Source organism: Myxacorys sp. (assembly GCF_059501405.1).
The window spans coordinates 1-19,998 of the sequence record NZ_JCACCM010000117.1; the positions used below are offsets into that span (position 1 = coordinate 1).

Annotated in this window: 11 protein-coding genes and 1 pseudogene; 7 read left to right on the forward strand and 5 right to left on the reverse strand. The window is 50.5% G+C overall.

The window, feature by feature from the left end; genetic code table 11:
- Nucleotides 1–319 precede the first annotated feature (319 nt).
- From AC5I6P_RS15745 to AC5I6P_RS15760, 4 genes are read left to right on the forward strand one after another with little or no spacing between them, the layout of a single operon-like run.
- Nucleotides 320–3,391 (forward strand): coiled-coil domain-containing protein, encoded by a 3,072-nt coding sequence (locus AC5I6P_RS15745; RefSeq protein WP_495694724.1) that lies wholly within the window; start codon nt 320–322, stop codon nt 3,389–3,391.
- 51 nt (nt 3,392–3,442) lie between these two features.
- The gene (locus AC5I6P_RS15750) at nt 3,443–4,606 is read left to right on the forward strand and encodes a hypothetical protein (RefSeq protein ID WP_495694725.1); all 1,164 of its coding nucleotides are present in this window, start codon (nt 3,443–3,445) and stop codon (nt 4,604–4,606) included.
- A 38-nt stretch (nt 4,607–4,644) separates the two neighbouring features.
- A complete protein-coding gene (locus AC5I6P_RS15755; RefSeq protein WP_495694726.1) occupies nt 4,645–10,140 on the forward strand; it encodes a tape measure protein in 5,496 nt (1,831 codons plus the stop codon).
- Nucleotides 10,124–11,236 (forward strand): hypothetical protein, encoded by a 1,113-nt coding sequence (locus tag AC5I6P_RS15760; RefSeq protein ID WP_495694727.1) that lies wholly within the window; start codon nt 10,124–10,126, stop codon nt 11,234–11,236. Before AC5I6P_RS15755 ends, AC5I6P_RS15760 begins: the two co-directional genes overlap by 17 nt.
- A gap of 231 nt (nt 11,237–11,467) precedes the next feature.
- Here the strand turns inward: AC5I6P_RS15760 and AC5I6P_RS15765 are convergent, their stop codons facing one another.
- From AC5I6P_RS15765 to AC5I6P_RS15775, 3 genes are all read right to left on the reverse strand, one after another.
- Nucleotides 11,468–12,571, reverse strand: a complete 1,104-nt coding sequence (locus AC5I6P_RS15765; RefSeq protein WP_495694728.1) for a hypothetical protein — start codon at nt 12,569–12,571, stop codon at nt 11,468–11,470.
- A gap of 237 nt (nt 12,572–12,808) precedes the next feature.
- On the reverse strand, nt 12,809–13,207 hold the full coding sequence (locus AC5I6P_RS15770) for a helix-turn-helix domain-containing protein (RefSeq protein ID WP_495694729.1): 399 nt from the start codon (nt 13,205–13,207) through the stop codon (nt 12,809–12,811).
- 4 nt (nt 13,208–13,211) lie between these two features.
- Nucleotides 13,212–13,484 (reverse strand): type II toxin-antitoxin system HigB family toxin, encoded by a 273-nt coding sequence (locus AC5I6P_RS15775; protein ID WP_495694730.1) that lies wholly within the window; start codon nt 13,482–13,484, stop codon nt 13,212–13,214.
- A gap of 316 nt (nt 13,485–13,800) precedes the next feature.
- On the opposite strand from AC5I6P_RS15775, the gene AC5I6P_RS15780 reads away from it, so the two are divergent.
- On the forward strand, nt 13,801–14,295 hold the full coding sequence (locus AC5I6P_RS15780) for a hypothetical protein (RefSeq protein WP_495694731.1): 495 nt from the start codon (nt 13,801–13,803) through the stop codon (nt 14,293–14,295).
- Entirely contained in the window at nt 14,292–16,658 is a 2,367-nt protein-coding gene (locus tag AC5I6P_RS15785; protein ID WP_495694732.1) for a hypothetical protein, read from the forward strand. Before AC5I6P_RS15780 ends, AC5I6P_RS15785 begins: the two co-directional genes overlap by 4 nt.
- Nucleotides 16,659–16,909: 251 nt before the next feature.
- Here the strand turns inward: AC5I6P_RS15785 and AC5I6P_RS15790 are convergent.
- Together AC5I6P_RS15790 and AC5I6P_RS15795 are read right to left on the reverse strand one after the other, a co-directional pair.
- Nucleotides 16,910–17,791 (reverse strand): annotated as a pseudogene (locus AC5I6P_RS15790) (IS5 family transposase).
- Nucleotides 17,792–17,806: 15 nt separating this feature from the next.
- A complete protein-coding gene (locus AC5I6P_RS15795; protein ID WP_495694733.1) occupies nt 17,807–19,168 on the reverse strand; it encodes a cytochrome P450 in 1,362 nt (453 codons plus the stop codon).
- A 56-nt stretch (nt 19,169–19,224) separates the two neighbouring features.
- Here AC5I6P_RS15795 and AC5I6P_RS15800 point away from each other — a divergent pair, with 56 nt between their 5' ends.
- Nucleotides 19,225–19,812, forward strand: coding sequence for a TetR/AcrR family transcriptional regulator (locus AC5I6P_RS15800; RefSeq protein WP_495694734.1), 588 nt, complete (start codon nt 19,225–19,227; stop codon nt 19,810–19,812).
- Nucleotides 19,813–19,998: the final 186 nt, after the last annotated feature.

The following is a 19,998-nucleotide window of genomic DNA, read 5'->3' on the forward strand; positions in this document are numbered from 1 at the left end:
GCCTCAAACGCGACTGCTATTATCTGTAGCATGTATTGATCCACTTGGTATGAGAGCGGGTTGGCAGACTGAGATTGTGGGATCGCTTGGGTTGATCTTGTTCTGCAACGGGTTGGCAGATCCTAAGCTTTTTTGTAGTTGATCGGCTGCGATCTCCTTGAAGAGTTAGAGCGGGTTGGCAGTCTGAGGTAGTCGGGTCTCTTTCAATACAGCTTCATCTGCAACGAGCTTGAAGAGTGAGCAAGGGTTGGCATGAGACTACGACCAAATCCCTCTCTTCTAGCCATAGGAAACCTAACCCAGAAATTTGGGTTAGAGCATGTCTGAAACGGTCGGCAGTCTAAATATCGAGCTACGCCTTGAAAAATCGGCATTCGATCGCGACCTTCAGCAGTTGCGATCGCTCAAGGGCGGACAGATTGCATTTGCGGCAACTCTTGACACACGGGCACTGCGGCAGCAGGTCAACAATCTCTCCCAACTCAAGCCTCAGATCCAGGCGCAAGTTGCGATCGCGAACCTCAACGCAGTCGAATCGCAGCTTAAAACACTGACGCGCGATCGCCGGGTTCGCGTTGGCATTGATCTCGACACCACAGGGTTTGAGCAATTAGACGCCCGCTTGGGTCGGATTGCATCCAGAAACGTCAGCATCAATGTTCAGACGAATGATGCTGCGATTGATTTGCTCAATGGCAAGTTAAATGCATTAACAGATCGCACGATTAGCGTCGGCATTGCGATCGATGAATCCGGGATAAGTGCTTTAGAAAAACGCTTAGGGCAGTTTGGCGATCGCTCGTTTAAGGTGACAGCCCAGGTCGACGATTCGCGGCTCACAGCACTGAACAAGCACTTAGACCTGAAAGTTAAACACTTCAACCAAGTCAACAACTTATTCAAATCATCACCGCTCACCCCACGGGTTGATTTCTCAGGACTAGATGCGCTTGATCGGCGGCTGGGCGACTTCAAGAATCGCTCGATTGATATCAAAGCCAATATTTCCGATGTCCGGCAGTCGATTACCCAACTAAAGCAAGAATTATCTGGCATCCAGATTCCCGTCACGGTTCGCACTGCCAACGGTGCAAACGCCTCGGCAGCGCAAACCCTCACCCAGAAGGTCGCAGTCGATTCCTCTGGCATTGAAACTGCCATCACTAAGAGCCTCAACAGCTCGTTCCAGGGATTCGAGAAGAATTTAGAAGGTGCGATCGGCAAAATCGGCAAGGGCAACATATTCGGTGGTTCAGCGAGTGCATTAACCGCACCACTGAAACTCGTCACAGGCGTGCTCGGCAACGTGTTTTCTGGCATTGGGTTGGGCGTTGGGCAGCAAATCAGCAAGGATTTGGGCACGGGCATTTCTGAGGGCATTGATGCTCAACTTGCACCCATTATTGGTAGCTTCCGACTCGTTGGACGCGAGCTGGCCTCAAGTCTCACGAAAGAATTAGTCGACAGTTTGGGGCAGGATGCTGGACTGGTTCAGAACGTGATCCAAGAGTTAGTTGGCAAGAATAACATCTTGGTCGAATCCGGGTCAGTGCAATCACGCCAGCGCCAACAGCAGCAGAGCAGCACGGTTGAAGCGACACGGTTCTATCAAGCTGAGGCGGCAAATGCTGACCGTCCCCAGATTCGAGCCGAGCAGCAAAAATTAGCTCAGCAATTTGCCACTGTTCAACAATTGCGCGATCGCACCTCGCAGAAAACCGAAGTGGTCGCGAATCGGCTTGGGGCACCGCAAGTTAAGCAGAATATTGAGAAAGCCCAGGCACAGCTCAAAGACAATCAGAAAACTGCCACCGAATTAACTAAGAAAATTAAGGCAGAACTCGCAGGCATTGAAGCCTCGCAACAATCTCTCACGGACCTGAAATCGAGTGGCACTGCCGACGCTGCCCAAATTGCAGAGGTTGAGAGCAGCATCGCCCAGAAATCGACTAAATTATCCCAACTGCAATCGGAACTCAAATCCACCTCGAATAGCAGTAAGCAGGTTGCAGACCGGATTACGCGCCTGACCACTTCACTGGGCGAGATTAACAAAACGGCTGAATCCTACTTCAAAGATGAAGTCGAGCGCATTGTTGAGATTGAAGACAAGCTCGCGGTGGCCCAGCGCCAATTACAGCAGAAGTTGCAGCCGTTTGAAGGACTCGAAGCCCTCGGCCTAATTCGCACACCTGAAAGTATTGGGGCTGAAATTCAGACTCGAAAGCAGTCGCTCGGTGGTTTGCAGCAGAAACAATCGGCACTGAGAGAGAGCAGCCGAGCGGATGCCCAATCCATCGACCAGATTAGAGGACTGAGAAACCGAGAGCTACAGCTTCCTGAATCAGAGCAAGACCAAGCCAAGATTAAATCAATTGAAGCAAAAATTCTTCAACTGCAAGAGCGCCAAGCACAACGGAAAGTCTTATACGAAAATATCAGCGAAGCGATTGCACGGGAAGAAATACAGCTCAAATCGCTAGCGGCTCAGAGTGCTCAGCCTCTAGCGGTGAAGTCAAAAGCGAATGGACTGACGGCTTCCCTCAATCAAGTCATTAAAGAGGAACAGCAGACCAATCAAATCATTCAGGATGCGATCGCGGCTGGCGATGAAGATAGAGCACGACAACTCTTACGAGGCAGAAAGCAGCTCCAAGAGAGGCAACAAGCCATTCGAGAACAGCTTGCCCGATTAGGGGTTGATGCTAAGACCTCAGCCACCCGTGCCCCATCTGCACCCGCTCCTAAAGTTGAAGGCACTCAGCTCGCCACACCGCTTGGAAAGATTGTGCAAGAGGTGGCGCAGATTCGGGGTGAGTCGGTACAAGCCGCTGATGTGCCCAAGATTGTCGTTAGTGATGAGGAAACAACTGCCAAGGGCAGAAATGCAGCATTTCAAAGTGACAAGAACTCGATTCTGCTGTCATCAAAACTGAAATCAAACCTTGATCAAGGGACAGTTAGCGCCGAAGAATTTCAAACCTTAGTCCATGAAATTGAGCACGCCTTCCAATTTGATTTTGGGCGCAAAACTCGTGCTCAAGCTGCTCAGTCAGATGGACTGCTAAAACCAAATGCTGACGAACTTAAACAGTTTGGATATCGCATTGAAGGCTCAGCCGCAGGAAAGGGCAGCGTTGAAGCAGAACGCCAATCTAGAAAGCTCGAAGCAGATGCCTATACCTTCGCGGCTCGCAATGCTCCCAAAATTCAGTCAGCAATTAAACGCGATCGCACGGTCACAGGGTTTGAGGATGCTGTTGGTATCGGCGGCGGCAAAGTTGACAATAGCTTGCTGCAAGCTCAACTCACTGGGCTAAAACAGCTCAAAGCCATTGCTCAATCTGCCACGGTCGATTTAACAGAAGAGTTTGACGCGGCCCGCGCCTGAATTAAGGCTCTATCTGACGAATTTGAACCACTGCTGGCCAAGGCTCGCGATTTGGAAATTCTGCCGACTGACGAGATTGTGCAGTTGCAGCAAGATTTAGCACAGTCACTCGCCAATGCTGAGCAGCGCATCGCCCAAGAGCAGGACGCCTTGCAGGATGCTGCCATCATCAAGCCGTTCGATGTGCAGTCTCAACTCTCCGATTCTTTGGGGCAGTTCAATCGTAAAAAGACACTGGTTCCATTAGCTCAAGAATTTGGCATTGAGAATGCCGACAAACTGAAGAAGTCGGACCTCATCAGCCAGCTCACGAGCCAAGACAATTTACGACAATTGCAGCCACGGGTCAACGAACTCACCCGCGCCCAGGCACAGCAGCAACTGGCAAGGCAAGAGCGCAATAGTGCAATCGCAAGGACCGCAGGCAATGTAGCTCGTGGGTCGGTTGGAGCGGTGCAATCGGTTGCCTCGTCTGACCAGGTGCAAGCGGTGTTAGGTGGCGCAGGGCTTGCGGTGAAAGGCTTAACGGCGGTGGCCAAGACAGGTTATTCGCTGGCATCCGGTCTGGAATCACTCGCGCTCGATATGATTCCGCTTGGCAGGACCATTAAGGGTGTTACAAAACAGCTTGTCATTCCTGCGGCTGGCTTTGCGGCGGCGACTCATCTTCTCCCAGGTGGCGCGATCGCGGCTGAAGGATTGAGTCATCTCGTGGGTGGGGCAATTACGCCACTGACTCAAGCAGCAGGTGGAGCGGCATCGGCATCGAATTTGATTGCTCAAGCTATCCCTCAAACTGCCACGCTGTTCGGGCATACCGTCCCCAATCTATTAGCGCCTGCGGCGGCTCCCATTACGAGCGCCGTCACGGGAGCCATTCAGAGCTTAAGCGCTTCCGTTGGAGAAATGGCGGTGCAAGCGGGCACGGTGCTTCTCGGCGGCAAACTGATTCAGGGCACAGTGGGCAAGGCAGGAGAAGCCGCATTAAAGTCTGCACTGCCCCAAGAATCAACCAGGCGTGCTTTACCCTCTGCCTCTGTAAAGCACTGCCTCAAGCCACCGTTGATATTGAACCCACGAGAACGGTTGCTGCTTTACCTGCTGTTCAAGAGAAATCAGCCGCCATTAGTGCTGCGGTTGCTCCTCAAGTTGAACTTGCACCTTCATTTCAGCAATTCACGAAGCCTCAGCTACTCGCTGCCACCCGCAAGCTAGGCATTAAGGGGACCAATACCAAGACATCGAAAGATGACTTGATTGAACGGTTGAAAGGATTCCGCAATCAACCCCAAGTCGATCAGATTCTGGCACAGGTTGGGGCTGAAATTAGCAGAGATGGCACGCCGATCGCAGGGTTTGATAAATCGACCGAGAAGGAGGCTGTAAAACGGCTTGCGAAGGCTGAGAAGGATATTAATAAGCGGTTAGCCCAACTGCAAAACTCAACGGGTAAGAATCGCGAAAAACTGATTAATGAGATTCTATCTGGCACGCAGAACGCGATCGCAGAAATTGACAACCTGAAAGGTCAAAACCTATCGGGTGAAACTCTGAAATCGCTCACCGGAACGCAAGGACGAATCGAGAACACCGTCCGCAATAATCCCACGTTGAATGATGCCCGCAACGAGCAGAACAACACGATTCGCAGCGCTGCGGTTAATGCACAGAATGCTCGCGTGCGCGGGCTGGCTAGAGCCTCGATTGAAGATGTGGAGCCTGCAACGGCCACGCTCGGCACAACCCTGAAAGAAGGGTTCCGCAAGCTCACCAACTTTGCTGCAAAACAATTTGAGGTCCAGCCACAGCCGACGATTAAGGGCACGCTGGGCGCGATTGCCAAGTCTCCCAAGGCACGAGACTTAGCCACTGATTTAGCGGTGAATGGGGCAGGGTTCGCGGCATCACAGTTGGGCAGTCAGTTTGGTATCTTGCCAGAGCTAACAGGTGACATTGGTGGCGCATTAATTGCACGCCAGCTCATTTCTCGTGGTCGACCCAGTGCCAAAGATTTAACCGGAGACCTGGCAGGGTTTGCGATCGGGAACACCACTGCCAAAGTTGCCAACGCTGGATTAGATGCCCTCTCTGGTGTGGTTCCCGGCGCTGGGCTGCTGCGAGCACTGCCATTTAAGGGCGCTCTCGCAGCATCGTTCGCCGTTCCCAAAATTCAGAAGGCTGCTGAGCCATTCCAAGAGCCGCAGATTAATGGACTGGCCAGAGCACAAGTGCCAACCAGTAAAGGGCTACTAGAACGGTTCAAGTCGCTGCTGCCCAGCAATGAGAAGAAGCTGGCACAGGTTCAGCGCAACTACGAGGCGATTTATCGAGAGATTGCCACCCTGTCTGGGGTTGCCTTTGACCCGAACAACATTCCTAAACTGGCGATTGATGGCAAGAAGCTGAAGCAGTTAGGGGCGCAGGCATTCTTCGAGATTGAGCAGAACACGATTCTGATTGATGAAAAGCTCGGCAGCATTCTTCAGAAGAAGGCTTCAGAACTGAAACGCCACGCCACCCAGCTCGACGCCCTCACCCACGAAGGACGCCACAGCATTCAATTAGCTGGCGGGCAGCTCAGTATTGAAGAGGCAGCAGCATCACCGAAGCTGTCGAATGGTGCAAACCTAAATCAGAAGCAGCGATCGCAGATCAATGCCTCGGTTGATATTGCCCGACGCCAAGGGGTGAGCGGTAGCCAGCTCGACGCCGTTCGCAAGCTTGAAACCGATGCCTACAGCTTCGAGAGCAATACGCCTGATATTCTCGCTCGCGTTGCGCCTCCAAAGCAGGGACTGCTGCAACGCCTGTTCGGTCGGGGTAACAAACCAGACACTGCCACGAAAGTTGATCCACTGCGGCTGGCACAGCTCGAAGCGCAAGTTGCAGCTCGGAGTGTCGGCAATGGCTCGACAATTCAGGGCTTGACCAACGCCGATGATATTGCGATCGTCGGTCGGGCGCAGAGCAATGCTGAGAAATTTGACCAAAAAGCAGCGCGAATTCAGCAGAAACAGGACAAGATATTCGCGAACGAAGTTGATCCACTTCAGGGTGGTGGCACGGATGCAGCATCCCGCTTAAAGGGTGTGGTCGCGAAGGAAGCGGGCGACTATGCCAAGGCTGCAAATGAAAGCCTCAAAGCCCTCGGCGTCAACCTCCCTGGCATCGCGAATACCTTATCCGGTCTGTTTTCTGGAGGTGCGACAGAGGGCTTTGACAAGATAAACAGTGGCCTGAAGTTTCTAGCTGCCAATGCTGCGATCGCAATTAAAGGATTCATTGCCTTTCAGGTGCTATCGACCGTCGTTCCTCAAATTCAGAAATTCGCATCGGAATCGATTAGCGCTGCGATCAAACTCGACAAACTGAAAACTGCCCTCAGTTTTAGCTCTGGGGCGAATGCCGGGAAGGATTTGGCATTCATTCGAGACGAGGCGAATCGGTTGGGAGCGCCACTGGGAGCGCTGCAAGATGGATTTGTAAAGTTGTCGGCTTCCACCAAGGGCACAGCCGCCGCAGGGCAAGTGACGAAAGATTTAGTCACGGGATTGGGGCAAGCCTCCACCACGCTCGGCTTGTCGGCTGAAGAATCGAGTGGGGCAATTATGGCTCTGGGTCAAATTGCCTCGAAGGGCAAGGTTCAGGCAGAAGAATTGCGCGGGCAGCTTGGTGAGCGGATTCCGGGTGCTTTCAGTATCGCGGCACGGGCGATCGGAGTAACAGACGGGGAACTCAACAAACTTCTCGAAACGGGTTCAGTCACGGCAAATGATTTTCTACCAAAATTTGCACGGCAGTTGCAGGTTGAGTTTGCAGGTGCGGCACAAAGTTCAAGCCAGAGTGTGCAAGCGTCGCTCAATCGCCTCGGTAGTTCGTTCCAAACGCTGCAAGAGAACACTGGAAAACTAGCACTGCCTGCGGTGGCGGCTGGCGCGAATGTTCTGAATGGTGCGATCGGGCTGCTGGCGAATAATGTCGATAAGCTGCTGCTGCTGGCAACCGCTCTCGCGTTCCGGTTCTCAGGGCTAGGCAAAATAAATCTTTCTGGGCTGGCAACTCAGGTCGGTGGACTGGCATCGGGCATCGATCTAAAACAAACCTTTGCTAAGGGCGGAGCAGGGCGAGCTGCACTCGCTGGGGTTGGTGGTTTTGCCGGACAAGCTGCCCTACTCGCAGGCGTGGTTGAAACGGGTCGTGCCGTGGGTGAAGTCTTCAGCCTCAGCGAGAAGGGCAAACAGTTTAAAGACTTTGGTGACCAGGGAGAAACCAACCTTAAGCGCATTGAGGATGCGGCAAAACGGGCACGGGGTGAAGTCGATAAAATCCCGGCTAAAACGGGCAAGAGCACCTCTAAGGGCTTTGACTTTACTCTTGGCCTAGCAGGTGCGACAGGACTCGACCAGGCTGGTTTATCACTCAAATCCGATGATTTAATCAAAGCAGCTAACAGCAACCCGATCAGCAGCTATATCACGGGCGCTGCATTCCAAGATCAATTTGCCTCCGTTTCATCGCAGCTCACGGGCGGGCGGTTTGAGTTTCGACCGGGGACCACCGTTGAGGAACTGCAGCAGCAGCGTGAATCATTGCAATTCGATCTCTTTCGTGATGGCACTCGCAAAGCAACACAGCAGGCATTAGGCAATGAGAACGAAAACGCGAACACACTCGCGAGCGCCAAGGGAATCGACAAAGAAATTCAAGACTTGCAGAATCGAAGGAATCTGCTCACCACAGCGCCGGGAGCGGATAAGGGGCAACTGAGGAATCTCGATACTGAGATTGCAGCGAAGCAGGCAGAGCGCAAGAAACTAATCGATCCCTTTACCGAGAAGCAATCGGCAGTCACGGCGCAGATCAACAATGTGAAGCAGGCGCTCGCTGGCGACAATTTATCGCCGGACCGTCGTAAAGGGCTGGAAGGCGATTTGCAAGGGCTGTTTGCGGCTCAGAACTCCTTCGATCGCTTGCAGGCCAAGATAGGCATCACAACCGACAAAACACGGGAGCTCAGCAAAGCTTTCTCTGAAATGTCGTCGAAATTAGAGGAAGTTAAACGCCAGTCGGATAATGCGTTTAACAAAGGAGTCACTCAAGACCTCACGCAGCAGTTGGCGCAATTCGGCAGCGATACCAACGCCAGCATTAATGCCCCAGTGCAGTCGGCTAAACGTGAACTTGATAAAGCCAGTGCTGAATTTGAGGGGAATAAGCAGGTTCTCGACGAGCTGGCTAAAAAACTGCAAGACCCAGAGATTCTGGATAAATTAGGCAGTGCCCGGATTGGCTCAACGGGTCGGACTGCGAATCTTGACTCATCGATCGCAGATTTGGAGCTGGCCAAAGCGACCGCTAATAGTGACGCCAAGCCCATCATCGACAACCTGATCAACTATAAAAAAGCTCAAGATCAGCAAACGGCACTGGAGAAAGATGGAGCCAGCGCCCGTCTCGCCGTGCGTAAGGCAGAAGAGCAAGCCAAACTTGCCGAAATTGAGAAAGCGAATCGCGGGCGAGAATCCCAGATTAAGCGTGACTCGAACACAGCTCAAATTGGATTGCTCGAAAAACAGAAGACTGGTTCAATCTATGAAGCCGATGCCAGTGCTGAAAGTGCCAACCTCCAGGTCACCAAGGGCAAAGCTGAACTCGATAGCACGAAGCAACAACTCGACGGGATTGAGGCAGCATTTGCGGCAGGTACATTGTCGGCTGAAGAATACGAGAAGCAGCGTCGTGAGATTGGCGATCGCATTAGTGATCAAGAAGTGCAGAATGCTCAAAATGAAGTGGCTGCTGTCAAAGCCGCCGAAGCTGCGAAACTAGCTGAAATTGAGCGCTCTGCCCGTAAGCGGGAAGCAGCTATTAAGCAGCAAGAATCGGCTGCAACGGTTGGATTGATTCGTCAGAAGATTGGCAAGTCAATTTCTGAAGAGGATGCTGGCATCGCTGGGGCGCAGATCGGATTGAACAGTGCTAACGCCCAGAAGTCGAGTGCTCAAACTCAACTGGATGAGCTTGAGTCGGCATTTGCTCGTGGCATTGTCAAGAAAGAGGAATATGAGAGGCGCTCGCAGGATCTGAGCAATAACCTGGCTGATTTGTCTGTACGTCAGGCAGAGCAGGAACTCGCACTGAGAGAAGCAATCAATCGCAAGATTATCGAGAAATTTGAGCGTACCTCTAAGTTAGTCAACGACAGCATTGATGCACAGCTTAGCGATCGTGCCATCAATTTCAAGCTGGGTGGCCTCGACAGTAGCGGGTTTGTGGGCATCAAAACTCAAATTGCATCGGCAACGGCAGAACAGGATGCAGCCCAGCAGCGATTCGATCAACTTCAGAAGGAGTATGACGAAGTAACACGACTCAACACCGCTCAAGTGGTGAATCGTCCGATTGACCCCAGAGAGCAGCAGCAGTTTGAATTCTTCAAGGACTTAGGGTTTGATGTTGAGGCTCCCAAAGCTGCACAGGAAACGGTGAAAGTCCTATCTGATAAAGAAGCTGAAGATCGCAAACGGCAAATTGTTCAGAACGCTAGAGCGCAGCGCGATAAGCTTGTCGAACTCTCGGCACAGATTGAGCTGAAGAAAATTGCTCAGGTCGCAGAAGCGGAGACGAGATCGCTCAATAACAAAAAAACCGCTCTAGAGTCAGAACTAAAGTTGACGAATGCGATCGCGGATGCTCGCCAGAGCACGCTCAAAATTGGCATCGATCGAGCAAATGAAAATAGCAAATGAAAATATTGATGCAGTTAAGGCGCTGCAATCAAAGGAAACCGGAACCAATCTCAGAGCCGTTTTGCAGCAGCAGATTGGCGGCAGTGGAGTATCAGGCACAGGCACGGGTGATATTGTCACTCTGACAGCGAATCGCCAATCGTTAGAGGTAGAAGTCGATCGCGAACGGGTTTCCTTGTTGCTACAGCAGCAGCAGCTTGAACGCGAGTCGTTAGTGATTCAACTCGAATTAGAAAAGGTTTCTGCACGGCGTGCCCTGAATGAGGCGAAAGTAGCTGAGAACGCTGCACAACGCAATGTGCTGGATGCTCAGCAGGAATTGCGTGAAGCGAAGAAATCAGGTGATGGAGAGGAAGTTTCCTCTGCACAAGACTATTTGGATAATGCTCGGAAGGGGTTAGGGTTTGCTCGCGAGAATATTGGCATTGCTCAGGATCAAAATGCTCTTTTAGACAAGCGAATTGCTCAAGAGCAGCAGGTTAGCGACCTGAAACAGCAGCAGGCTAGAAATGAACTCGACGCGACGAATGCCGCCAACCAACGTGGACGCGATCGCGAGCTGGCCAAGGCAAGAGATGAGGCAGGAATTAATGGCGGCGGCTTTGCAGGTGGTGCAGCGAGTGCCAGTGCAGGTGGTGGCAGCCTGGGCGCGGGTGGCAGCTTAACACTCTCAGGCAGCGACATTACAGCTTATGACAATGCACGACGGGCATTCAGTCAAGTGATCGCGGGCAATGAGTTCCGTGGCCAGGAAGGGCAGAGTGAAGCGGTCCTGACTGCCTTGAACCTCAGCTCTGGCAGGGAGAAGGAGTTCCTCAGCATGATTGCTTCCAAAAGCGGGTTTGGTGAGGTGGCCGATCTGACCAGTAAGCTTGATAGCTTCAAATCAGGACCAAACGCCATCGGCGTGGCGTCTGCGGTGAATAAAGCTGCAACGAGCGGCGGCGATGTGATTGGGGCATTAAAGCAGATGACCGATCGGATTGAAAAGCTGGCGAATACGCCAAGGTCTCTGACGTTCAATTCTCAAGATCCCGTGAGTGATTACGCTACGTTCATGAATGAATCAGCAGGCTCTAGCCTACGAAATCTTTAATCCTTCCAAACCAACTCTCGCCAGTTGGGAGGAATTCATCCTTGCTCTAAGCGCTAACCGAGAGATTTACGAATAAGCGAACCTATAATTTCGCAGAGATCGCAACTTCCTGAAACGCCGTGTGTCTATAATTTTGACGCCTACTAACGTCAACAATGAGCAACAGCCCAACCATCGACCTTCCGGTGAGCTACATTGACACTAATTCGGATGGCAATTCTGCCTCGCAAATTAGTGGGGCAGGCACGCCATCACCTCTACAGGCGCACAGTCACCTTTCGCGCTACAAGTCTTAGCACTGTAATTACCATTCCTGATTTGCAGAGCAAAAGCTTGAGAGTGGGTCATCGCTGCTCTAGGAGACGTATCGCGGTCGCTCGTCTGGGATGTCACAACTACTAAACCGTTATCCATATTGTCGACAACCAACATCTGTTTGCTCAATTCATTTTGAGCCTGTTCCAACAAGCTTTGCCTGCGGCTGCGAATCTCCTGAAGCTTTTGATCTCGAAACGCTTGAGAGCGCTTAGTGTAAGCATTGGCGGGATTTGAGCGAAGTGCCTGTAATTCTACCAATGCCTGCTTCGCCGCTTTTAACTGCTCTCCCTCGAGTTGATTAGAGTTAATGGCCTCAGTTATTTGTTTGATTTGCCCATCTAATTGCCCTCTTTGCTCTTTGTCGTTCAAGATGGTCACAATTTGTTGACGCCGTTGTTCGATCCCTTCATCTAAAATCTTCTCAGCCTCGCGGGTCTCGGCTTCAATCCTTTGCTGATCCTGCTGAAAGCCCTTCACGGCTTCCGCTTTCATGGCTTTCAGCAGGACCTCCTGAGGATTCGGATGCGTCAGCAGTGTCTGTAGCGTTTGCTGAAATTGCTTTGCATCTTTTAGTGGCTCGCCTTTCAAGCGGCCGCTCTCGATTTGCCGACTAATTAGTGAGAGTACGTGTTCGGTTGCCCTGCGTTGTTTGATCCGATCTAACCCTAAAAAGATCTGCCGCCGTAGCCCAGCATCACTCACCCTCACTGCTTGCTGAACCCGCTCACGTTGCTTCGTGGAAGGATTCAAAATTGTGGTCGATAGCGTCCCGAGCTCGCCCTTCAGTTGCAACTGCCTCTCATAGGCGACGTCGTTCAGTCGATAGGAGAGGTTCCAGCAATCATAGAACGGCGAGAATAGGTCAAACTCGCCTTTAAACAGTCGTTCTACAGATGGCAGTTCAGTGCGACTTGTCCCTGCTGGCAGTTGAGAAAAGGCGCTGGGTGTAGGCAGTACGGTGAGCCAGCAAGGAAAGAAGACCGCGAGACGGATGAGGAGATGAGAAGGCTTGTTCATGCTGACTTCTTTGGCTTGTATCAACAATTTATCAGTAAGGGCATTCTTCCCAATCTACAGCCTTGTCTCGCTGTGGTGAGTTAGGTCGTGTTCTGTTATATCCATTGGATAGCTTACGCCCTCTATGTCGCGCACTTAGGCTAGATAGAAATCACCACGGAATGATTTGATTGATGTTTGTTATGGAATTTACTACGCCTTGAAGACTGAGAGCAGATTGACAGACTCGTTGCTAACTCAGATAAACAAACTGGGAGAGACGTGAAAAAACTCTCCTAGTGCCTTGGCCTGTGCCTTACTGATTGAACGCTTGCCGTTCACTACCTCTGATACAACGCCTTTGGAACCCAGGACTCCAACTAGGTCAGCTTGCCTAACGCCTGCCGACTCCATCAAATGTTCGAGCATCTCCTGAGGAGTGGACGCCTCCATTGGATAATGAGTGGTTTCATATGCCTCAATCAGCGCCACCAGAAGCTTTAAGAGTTCGGTCTGCTCTGGAGCGCGATTCTGGCATCCCATCAGCTGCTCTACAGCCTCAAGTGCCCGATCGTACTCTGCTTCAGAATCAATCACTTGAGGCTTAAACTCTGCCAAGAGTTGCCCGTAGTTGTTTTTATCAAAAGTAAGGGTCATCTTTCTATACCCCCTTGTCATAGTCTGCATGAGTTAGAAAATACTTGTAATACACCGTTTGAGATTCATAATCGATCGAAACGATGAGGCGATAGCTTTTGATGTTGAAAACGGTGAGATTACCGACCGCTTCAGCATCGCGATACACGGTGCGAACTTCTTCTAGGTTCTGCCAGGAAGCTTGCTTTACAACCTGATACCAGGCTTCAATCTTCTTGCTAACATCCGAATACTTTGCGGCGTCTGAGCGCAGGTTGCGTATAGCGATGATGTGCATAAAATTCGTTTCTCAAATTGATGGATGGAGAGTTGTTCATGTTCTGACTCACGTTTGGTAAGCTATACGGCCTCAATTACCTTTGGACTTCGAGACAAGTAGAACAAACGATCAAACCATTACAAGATGCGATCGTTTCTACGCATAATTGCCGCGAACCCAAAAGTAATTGAGGCCGTATAGATGACTTTTATATGTTCTCATTTTGAGAACTATTCGTCAAGTAGGTTTCTTCCAGCCTTAAGCACAGGTAGTTTCGTCAAAACTCTACGCTTCCCTCTCAGTAGGAACTGTAGGGCAGTTTGAGCGCTGCCCTATGACCCGAACCCTGACTCTAAGCATTGATACTTTCTCACTGACATTGGGCGATCGCCAGTTGTCACGCTTCGCCCAAGGCGGCTACGAGCGAGTCATTGGCGAAACCGGAACCACGGAATACAGCTTGTTTGGCAGCCCGATTTCGGACGGCACTTTGTACGAAGCAAAGCACGTTTGGACGGTTCAGGTTTATCTAGGAATTGAGCAGTGGCGCGTGCTGTGGGCGATTTTTGCCAGGTCAGAGCGCCACCGACGCAACCAGCAGGACTATCAAATCACCGTTTCAGACCAGATTCAGCCGTATATCGAAGACGCGATCGCACCGACGAGACAAGCAGCCGGACCTATCACCACGATCTCTGGCGGCGGCATTGCCTACCCTGCGGTTTATGCCGTGCGAATGTTCGAGCCGAAGGCAGAAGAAACGGGCAGCTTGCAATATCGCTATCTCGCACGATTTGTGCTGAAAGAACTTGATCGGGTGGTCGCATGATTAATCTGAGCATTCGTAATTACCAGATCAGTATTGCCGGACTGGACTGCACGCCTGCTCTCATCAGTTTTCGTGGCAGCGACTCGAAGCTTGACCAATCTGGTTTAGTCACGTTCACGGGCGAGATTGTCTTAGGGCGTCCAATTGGTTTCGAGAGTTTGGACGATCGCAGGAATAGCCGTTGGAGCCGTGGTCAAGCGATTATTGTGCAAATTGCTGATACCTCTGGCACACTGCGCCCATCGCCCAGAGGTGGGCGATTATTTATTCTCGATAGTGGTTTCGACTTGAAGACTCGCAAGCTAACGCTGCAAGTGGGCGATGTGTTTGCCCTGATGAATTTTAAGGAAGGCAAGGGCGATAAATCGGGAATTTGTCTCGGAACTAGCACCGCGCGGGGTGACATTATCAATCGGCTGCTGGCGGCGTCAGGATGCCCAAACCTCATCGATTCAATTCCCGGTTCGCTTAATCATCCATCCCCACGACTTTTAGAAGGTAACTATCTCCAGCAGGCAGGTGCGATCGCAGCAGCGGCGGGATGCTTTCTCTGGGTCGATAGCAATGGACTCGTCCGAGCCAGCAGCATCAATGCCCAGCCATCGGCTCCCATTCTCAGCCTAGATGCGGGGAGTGATTCGGCAGATTATTCGCGGCTGGAAGGCGATCAACCCTCAGAAGAGGTGCTGATTAGAGGCAAGGTGACAATCGTTCGCAAAACGGGTGATAAAACCGAAACCAAAACTGAGGAGTATGGACCTGCACTCCTAGCGGGGTCATCTTCTGATGCGGAAATTATTGTCAAGCGCACCCGGACTCTCGATGAGTTCGAGCGCAGTAGCAAGCTTCGCACTGTCCAAACTTGGACAGAGGAGCCAGCAGGCGTTGTGCTACCCCTTGAGACTGGGCGGAGCTTCGTCGAGTTTGGTAGAACTGCCCTAATCGATTCCGAATATCGAATCGAAACGTTTCAATACGAGACGAATAGCCCAGTGACAGGTAAAGCCGGGGAGAGCAAATGCTCTCAAGGCAACCAAGGGCGCTTGCTGACGCATATCACGAAAGTTTACAAGCTGTTTGATGCAGCGTTTGAGAAGGTCTTAGAGACATACCCCAAGGATAAAGTCGTCGATATTTTCTTTCTGCTGCTTGGAACGATGGTGCTGGTAGAAGAAGTCCATGTGATTTATCGATATGAACTGGCTTATATCTTCAGAAGCGGCTCAATTGATGATGATGATCCACAGGACATTCCAGAACTAGAGAAGCTCGGCAATGGACCACAAATCACCACGCGAACCTATCGAGCGATCGGCACAGTTATTCCCGAAGATTTTGGCTTCAAAGCGTTGCCTGCCAACGTGACGCAGTATCGCTCCATGCGCTCGATGCACGAATCTGAACGGCAAGTGCAGACCTGGCGGGAACGCACCTTTGGCGAGTGGGAAAACGAAACGGACATTAAAAAAGTGATTCCGATTCTCTACCCAGACCTGGTTGCAAAGCTGAGAGAGAAGCTAATTAAGCAGTCGCTGGCTTATGATTCGGCAAATCTAATGCTTTTGACATCTGCCAACAATACGATTGTAGTTTCCAACTCTGGGCAAGCTCAGCCACCTGCACCCGATACCTACTCCCCACCGTTCACGACTCAAGATATTACGGTGTCAGGAAAGGGCAAGTTTCCCTCTGATGCAACGCTGCCATTTCGCCCACGCCAGAAAGAGCTGAGCTTTGAGTATCTTTCAGCCGTAGTGGAATCTGGTGGGGTGAGTGGGGGCATTGCCAATGCGAAAACTGAAGCCAGCCGACTGGCCTCGATTTGGGGCAACATCTACTGGGGACGCTACAAAGGCGCAGCCATCACCACTGATCTGGATGATGGCTGGTTTAATTATCAACCGCTCTCGCGAGGCGATGTGATTGAGCCGGATGGCACAGCCGCCTATCTCATGGATGGATTCGCGATCGCAATGGCAGAGCGGCGGTGTGTGGTCAGTTTTGATGGCATGTTACTCGGCTTTGTCGATGCAGATCATCCTGCAATCATTACTCCTATTTATCGGCAAACGGATGATGGGGAGCTGGCGCTTGGATTCAGTTTTATGAGCCGCGATCGCACGTATGACCTGACGCCCATTGAGAACGTGGGTGAGTTTGCACTTGGCTTTGCCCTTCGTCCCCAGTCAGATGTGAGAGCAGGGCTGGCACTTGGCTTCAGTTTTGTGGGCTTCTCGAACCCAGAGCAAGGCGTGCTTGCGATGGGATTGAGCAGTGATGGAGTGGGGTCGATCGACTGGGAAGAGATGAGCACAACGCAATGGGAAGAGATGACCCAAGCCCAATGGGGGAACCTGCTTTAGTCCTTTTCAATTTGCTTTGCACTTATGGACAACTAATTTGTTTGTCGCTCATAATTTTCGATAAGTGAGCGACAAACTTGAATGAATAAGGAAGGCGAGGGTATTGGCTCATCACCTTAGCCAGTCTTAGCCACCACTTCTTATCACTGGCTTGACCTTCCTAAAAGTGCGAATCGCGTGAATGAACTTGGGAGTGTTGGGCACAATTCACCATTGAGGTCAAACTCCACTCTCTGTGCTAAGACGCTATCTCAAGACGGAGAAGTTAGAACTTGAGTAGCATTGAGTGCGAAAAAATCAATTCGATTGGATAAGCGCCAGCAGCGGCGATACCAGAGCAATGCACAAGCTAACTTGATCAGTCCCAAATAGTTACACGCTTTCTTGTCATACCGCACCAGAATTGCTCTACACTTCGAGAGCCATCCAAGTGTTCGCTCTACCACCCACCTACGAGCTGGATAACGTTTCTGCTGATGCTCATCCAACTTTTCCTCGCCAATTCGACGAATATGCGGAATGTAATTGTATGTGTCAACTGCATCATGCCCGGTGGGATTGTCGTACCCCTTATCTAAACACAAATGCTGTTCAACGTTCTGTGGATTTGGACGTTCCACGACGATTGCTTTTAAGGTCGCTTCGAGTAACTTACAATCATGAACGTTTGCACCACTAAGAACCGCTGCAAGTGGTCCACCATCTGCTTCGACTCATAAACTTCGTTTGGTTCCGGGCTTGGCTCGGCCAGTAGGGTTTGGTCCTATTTCATCTCCGCCAAATCGCGCCTTTGCCATTGCTGCATCTGCACTTTGCCACTGCCAATCCACGCCACCAAGTTCTTCGCATTCTTCAACCAATGCTGTCCAAATTTGGTCTAAGACACCAATCTGTTCCCAGCGTTGAAAGGTCCGATGCACCGAACTATCGTCAGGAAACTCGTTAGGCAGTTGATTCCATTGACACCCACTCCGTAGTCGAAAAATGATGGCATCTAGTGCAGCACGGGCATCAATCCGCTTTCTACCAACAGGTGATGGTGGATCATGCTCATCCAGAATTGATTTAAGTGTGTGCCACAATCTATCTGGTACTCGCCAAATCGTTTCTAATGTCCTCTGGCTATTATCCATTTTGGTCATTCTGAATCAGCACGATTCTTTGCTGTTTTCGCCTTCATACCGCCAAATCTTCACTTTTAATCCATCACGAGGACGCGAGAAAGGTAACACAGTCCGTTCTAGATTTTGGTTAGGCAGGAGTTCCCATTGATAGTGACGCACTAACAAAGCAGCAAATATCTTCATTTCCAATCTAGCAAACTCTTTCCCTAAGCATTCTCTGATTCCGCCGCCAAATGGAATGTGACTGAAAACTTTTTGTTTGTCTTCCGCTCGTTCTGAAGAGAAGCGGTCAGGGTCGAATTGTTCTGGATTCTTATAGATTTGCGGCTCTTGATGAGTTTCAGGAATTTGATAATAGACATCCCACCCCTGTGGAATCAGGTATCCACTGAATTCACAAGCTTCTAAAACTCGGCGCGAACCACTGCGAACAACAGGCGGAACAAGTCTTAAAACTTCCTTTAGAACTTGTTCCAAGTAAGTCATTTGCTTCAACGTCTCTTGAGTTAGAGCGGTGGGATAACCAAGGCGTAATTGTTCTACACGAAGCGCCTCTAATACGGTTGGATGTTGAGCCAGAAGCTGACATAGGGAAGTCAGTGCTGATGTGAGTGTTTCATGTCCTGCAATAAGCATTCCTAAAATGTTGTCTTTAATCTCAACTCGGCTGAGCGCATTTCCTGCTTCGTCTTTTGCCATCAGTAAAATACTTAAAACATCCTGCTTATCGGCCGGATGTTGCTGGCGTTGATTGATCAGTTGATCAAATTGCATGAGGAGTTGCTCTCTTGCTCGTACTGCCCGCTCGAACCGACTGCCAGGAAAACGTAACGGAATCGTCAATAGCCCTCTACTCCAAATCTCATAAACGCTCGCCAGTTCTTCATCCACACTCGTACTAACGTCAATAAATAATCGACAAGCAATGTCGAGCGTGTATTGTTTTAGCTCGTTATACCAAGTCAACGTTCCCATCTGTTCCCACTTGTGTAAATAGTCAAGCGTCATGTCCGTCATCGTAGTCGCATATGTTTCTAAAGCTCTCGGCTGGAAGGCTTGAAACAGTTGGCGACGCAAGACTTGGTGAGCTGCACCGATTTGAACACCAATTGACTTTCCCCCCAGTAACACCTCAAAATTGGGTGTGTTGGTCATCTCAAGTGTCTGACCATCGTTGGCAAATAGAAATCGTGCGGCATCTGCTCCAATCAAAGCAATGGTTGGGCGACCGAACAGGGAAGTTTTGAAGACATTGCCGTATTGCTGCTGTCGCTTGGCGATAAATCCTTCTGGATCACGTAAATACTGAATGGATTCTCCAACCACAGGTAAACCAAGACGACCGAGGGGTAGTGGCAGCGTTTGAGAAGTGGAAGAACTACTCATATTTGGTCTACTCTGTATTTCGATACGATACCGTTTCGTAAATTATAATAGCGTTTATGAGCGAAATCAACAAAAAGCTGGGGAGACCTCGCAGTGTCGAATCACATCAATCTATCTTGCAAGCAACGTTAGCGTTGTTAGCGGAAATTGGGTTTGATGCCATGATTATTGAAGCAATTGCGGCTCGTGCTGGAGTTGGCAAAACAACGATCTACCGCCGTTACGTCAGTAAAGAAGAGTTGGTAGCGGATGCCATCGAGAATATGCGAGAAGAGGTTGTGATCCCGAATACGGGCAACTTGTGGGGGGATATTGATGCGCTCGTTGAGAATGCAGCACAAATCACGCTCAGCCCACTCGGACGACAGACGGTTGCGATGATTATCAGCAGTGCCTCCAGTAATTCTCAGTTTGCTCAAATTTACTGGGCAAAATACTTACAACCTCGGCGACAAGCTTTTGCGATTGTCTTGGAACGGGCAAAAGCAAGAAATGAAATTCAACCGGAGATCGATCCTGATCTAGTATTTGACATGATGAGTGGCGTGATGCTGTACACACTAATCTTTCCTCCTACAACTGACTCTTGGGAAGTACACGTTCGCCGTTGCTTAAATCTTGTTTTGCAAAGTGCAGCAGTCTAGTACACACCTTCCTACGCCAATGTTATGCGGTTCAGTTTTGAGATAGCGTCTAAGTGTCCGTCGAATTCATCCAGCCGACTCAAACTCAGAAGACGCGATTCGCTTCGCGAAGCTCCGTAGGATCGCGCTTCTATTAGAGTTGTCGGGAAATAAAAACAAAGGTAGCTAACATGACCTTTCAAGTTC

What these genes read in the sequence shown, in the direction of transcription:
- AC5I6P_RS15745 (WP_495694724.1), top strand. Translation starts at nt 320, where the DNA reads ATGTCTGAAACGGTCGGCAGTCTAAATATCGAGCTACGCCTTGAAAAA.
- AC5I6P_RS15760 (WP_495694727.1), top strand. Translation starts at nt 10,124, where the DNA reads ATGAAAATAGCAAATGAAAATATTGATGCAGTTAAGGCGCTGCAATCA.
- AC5I6P_RS15765 (WP_495694728.1), bottom strand. Translation starts at nt 12,571, where the DNA reads ATGAACAAGCCTTCTCATCTCCTCATCCGTCTCGCGGTCTTCTTTCCT.
- AC5I6P_RS15770 (WP_495694729.1), bottom strand. Translation starts at nt 13,207, where the DNA reads ATGACCCTTACTTTTGATAAAAACAACTACGGGCAACTCTTGGCAGAG.
- AC5I6P_RS15775 (WP_495694730.1), bottom strand. Translation starts at nt 13,484, where the DNA reads ATGCACATCATCGCTATACGCAACCTGCGCTCAGACGCCGCAAAGTAT.
- AC5I6P_RS15780 (WP_495694731.1), top strand. Translation starts at nt 13,801, where the DNA reads ATGACCCGAACCCTGACTCTAAGCATTGATACTTTCTCACTGACATTG.
- AC5I6P_RS15785 (WP_495694732.1), top strand. Translation starts at nt 14,292, where the DNA reads ATGATTAATCTGAGCATTCGTAATTACCAGATCAGTATTGCCGGACTG.
- AC5I6P_RS15795 (WP_495694733.1), bottom strand. Translation starts at nt 19,168, where the DNA reads ATGAGTAGTTCTTCCACTTCTCAAACGCTGCCACTACCCCTCGGTCGT.
- AC5I6P_RS15800 (WP_495694734.1), top strand. Translation starts at nt 19,225, where the DNA reads ATGAGCGAAATCAACAAAAAGCTGGGGAGACCTCGCAGTGTCGAATCA.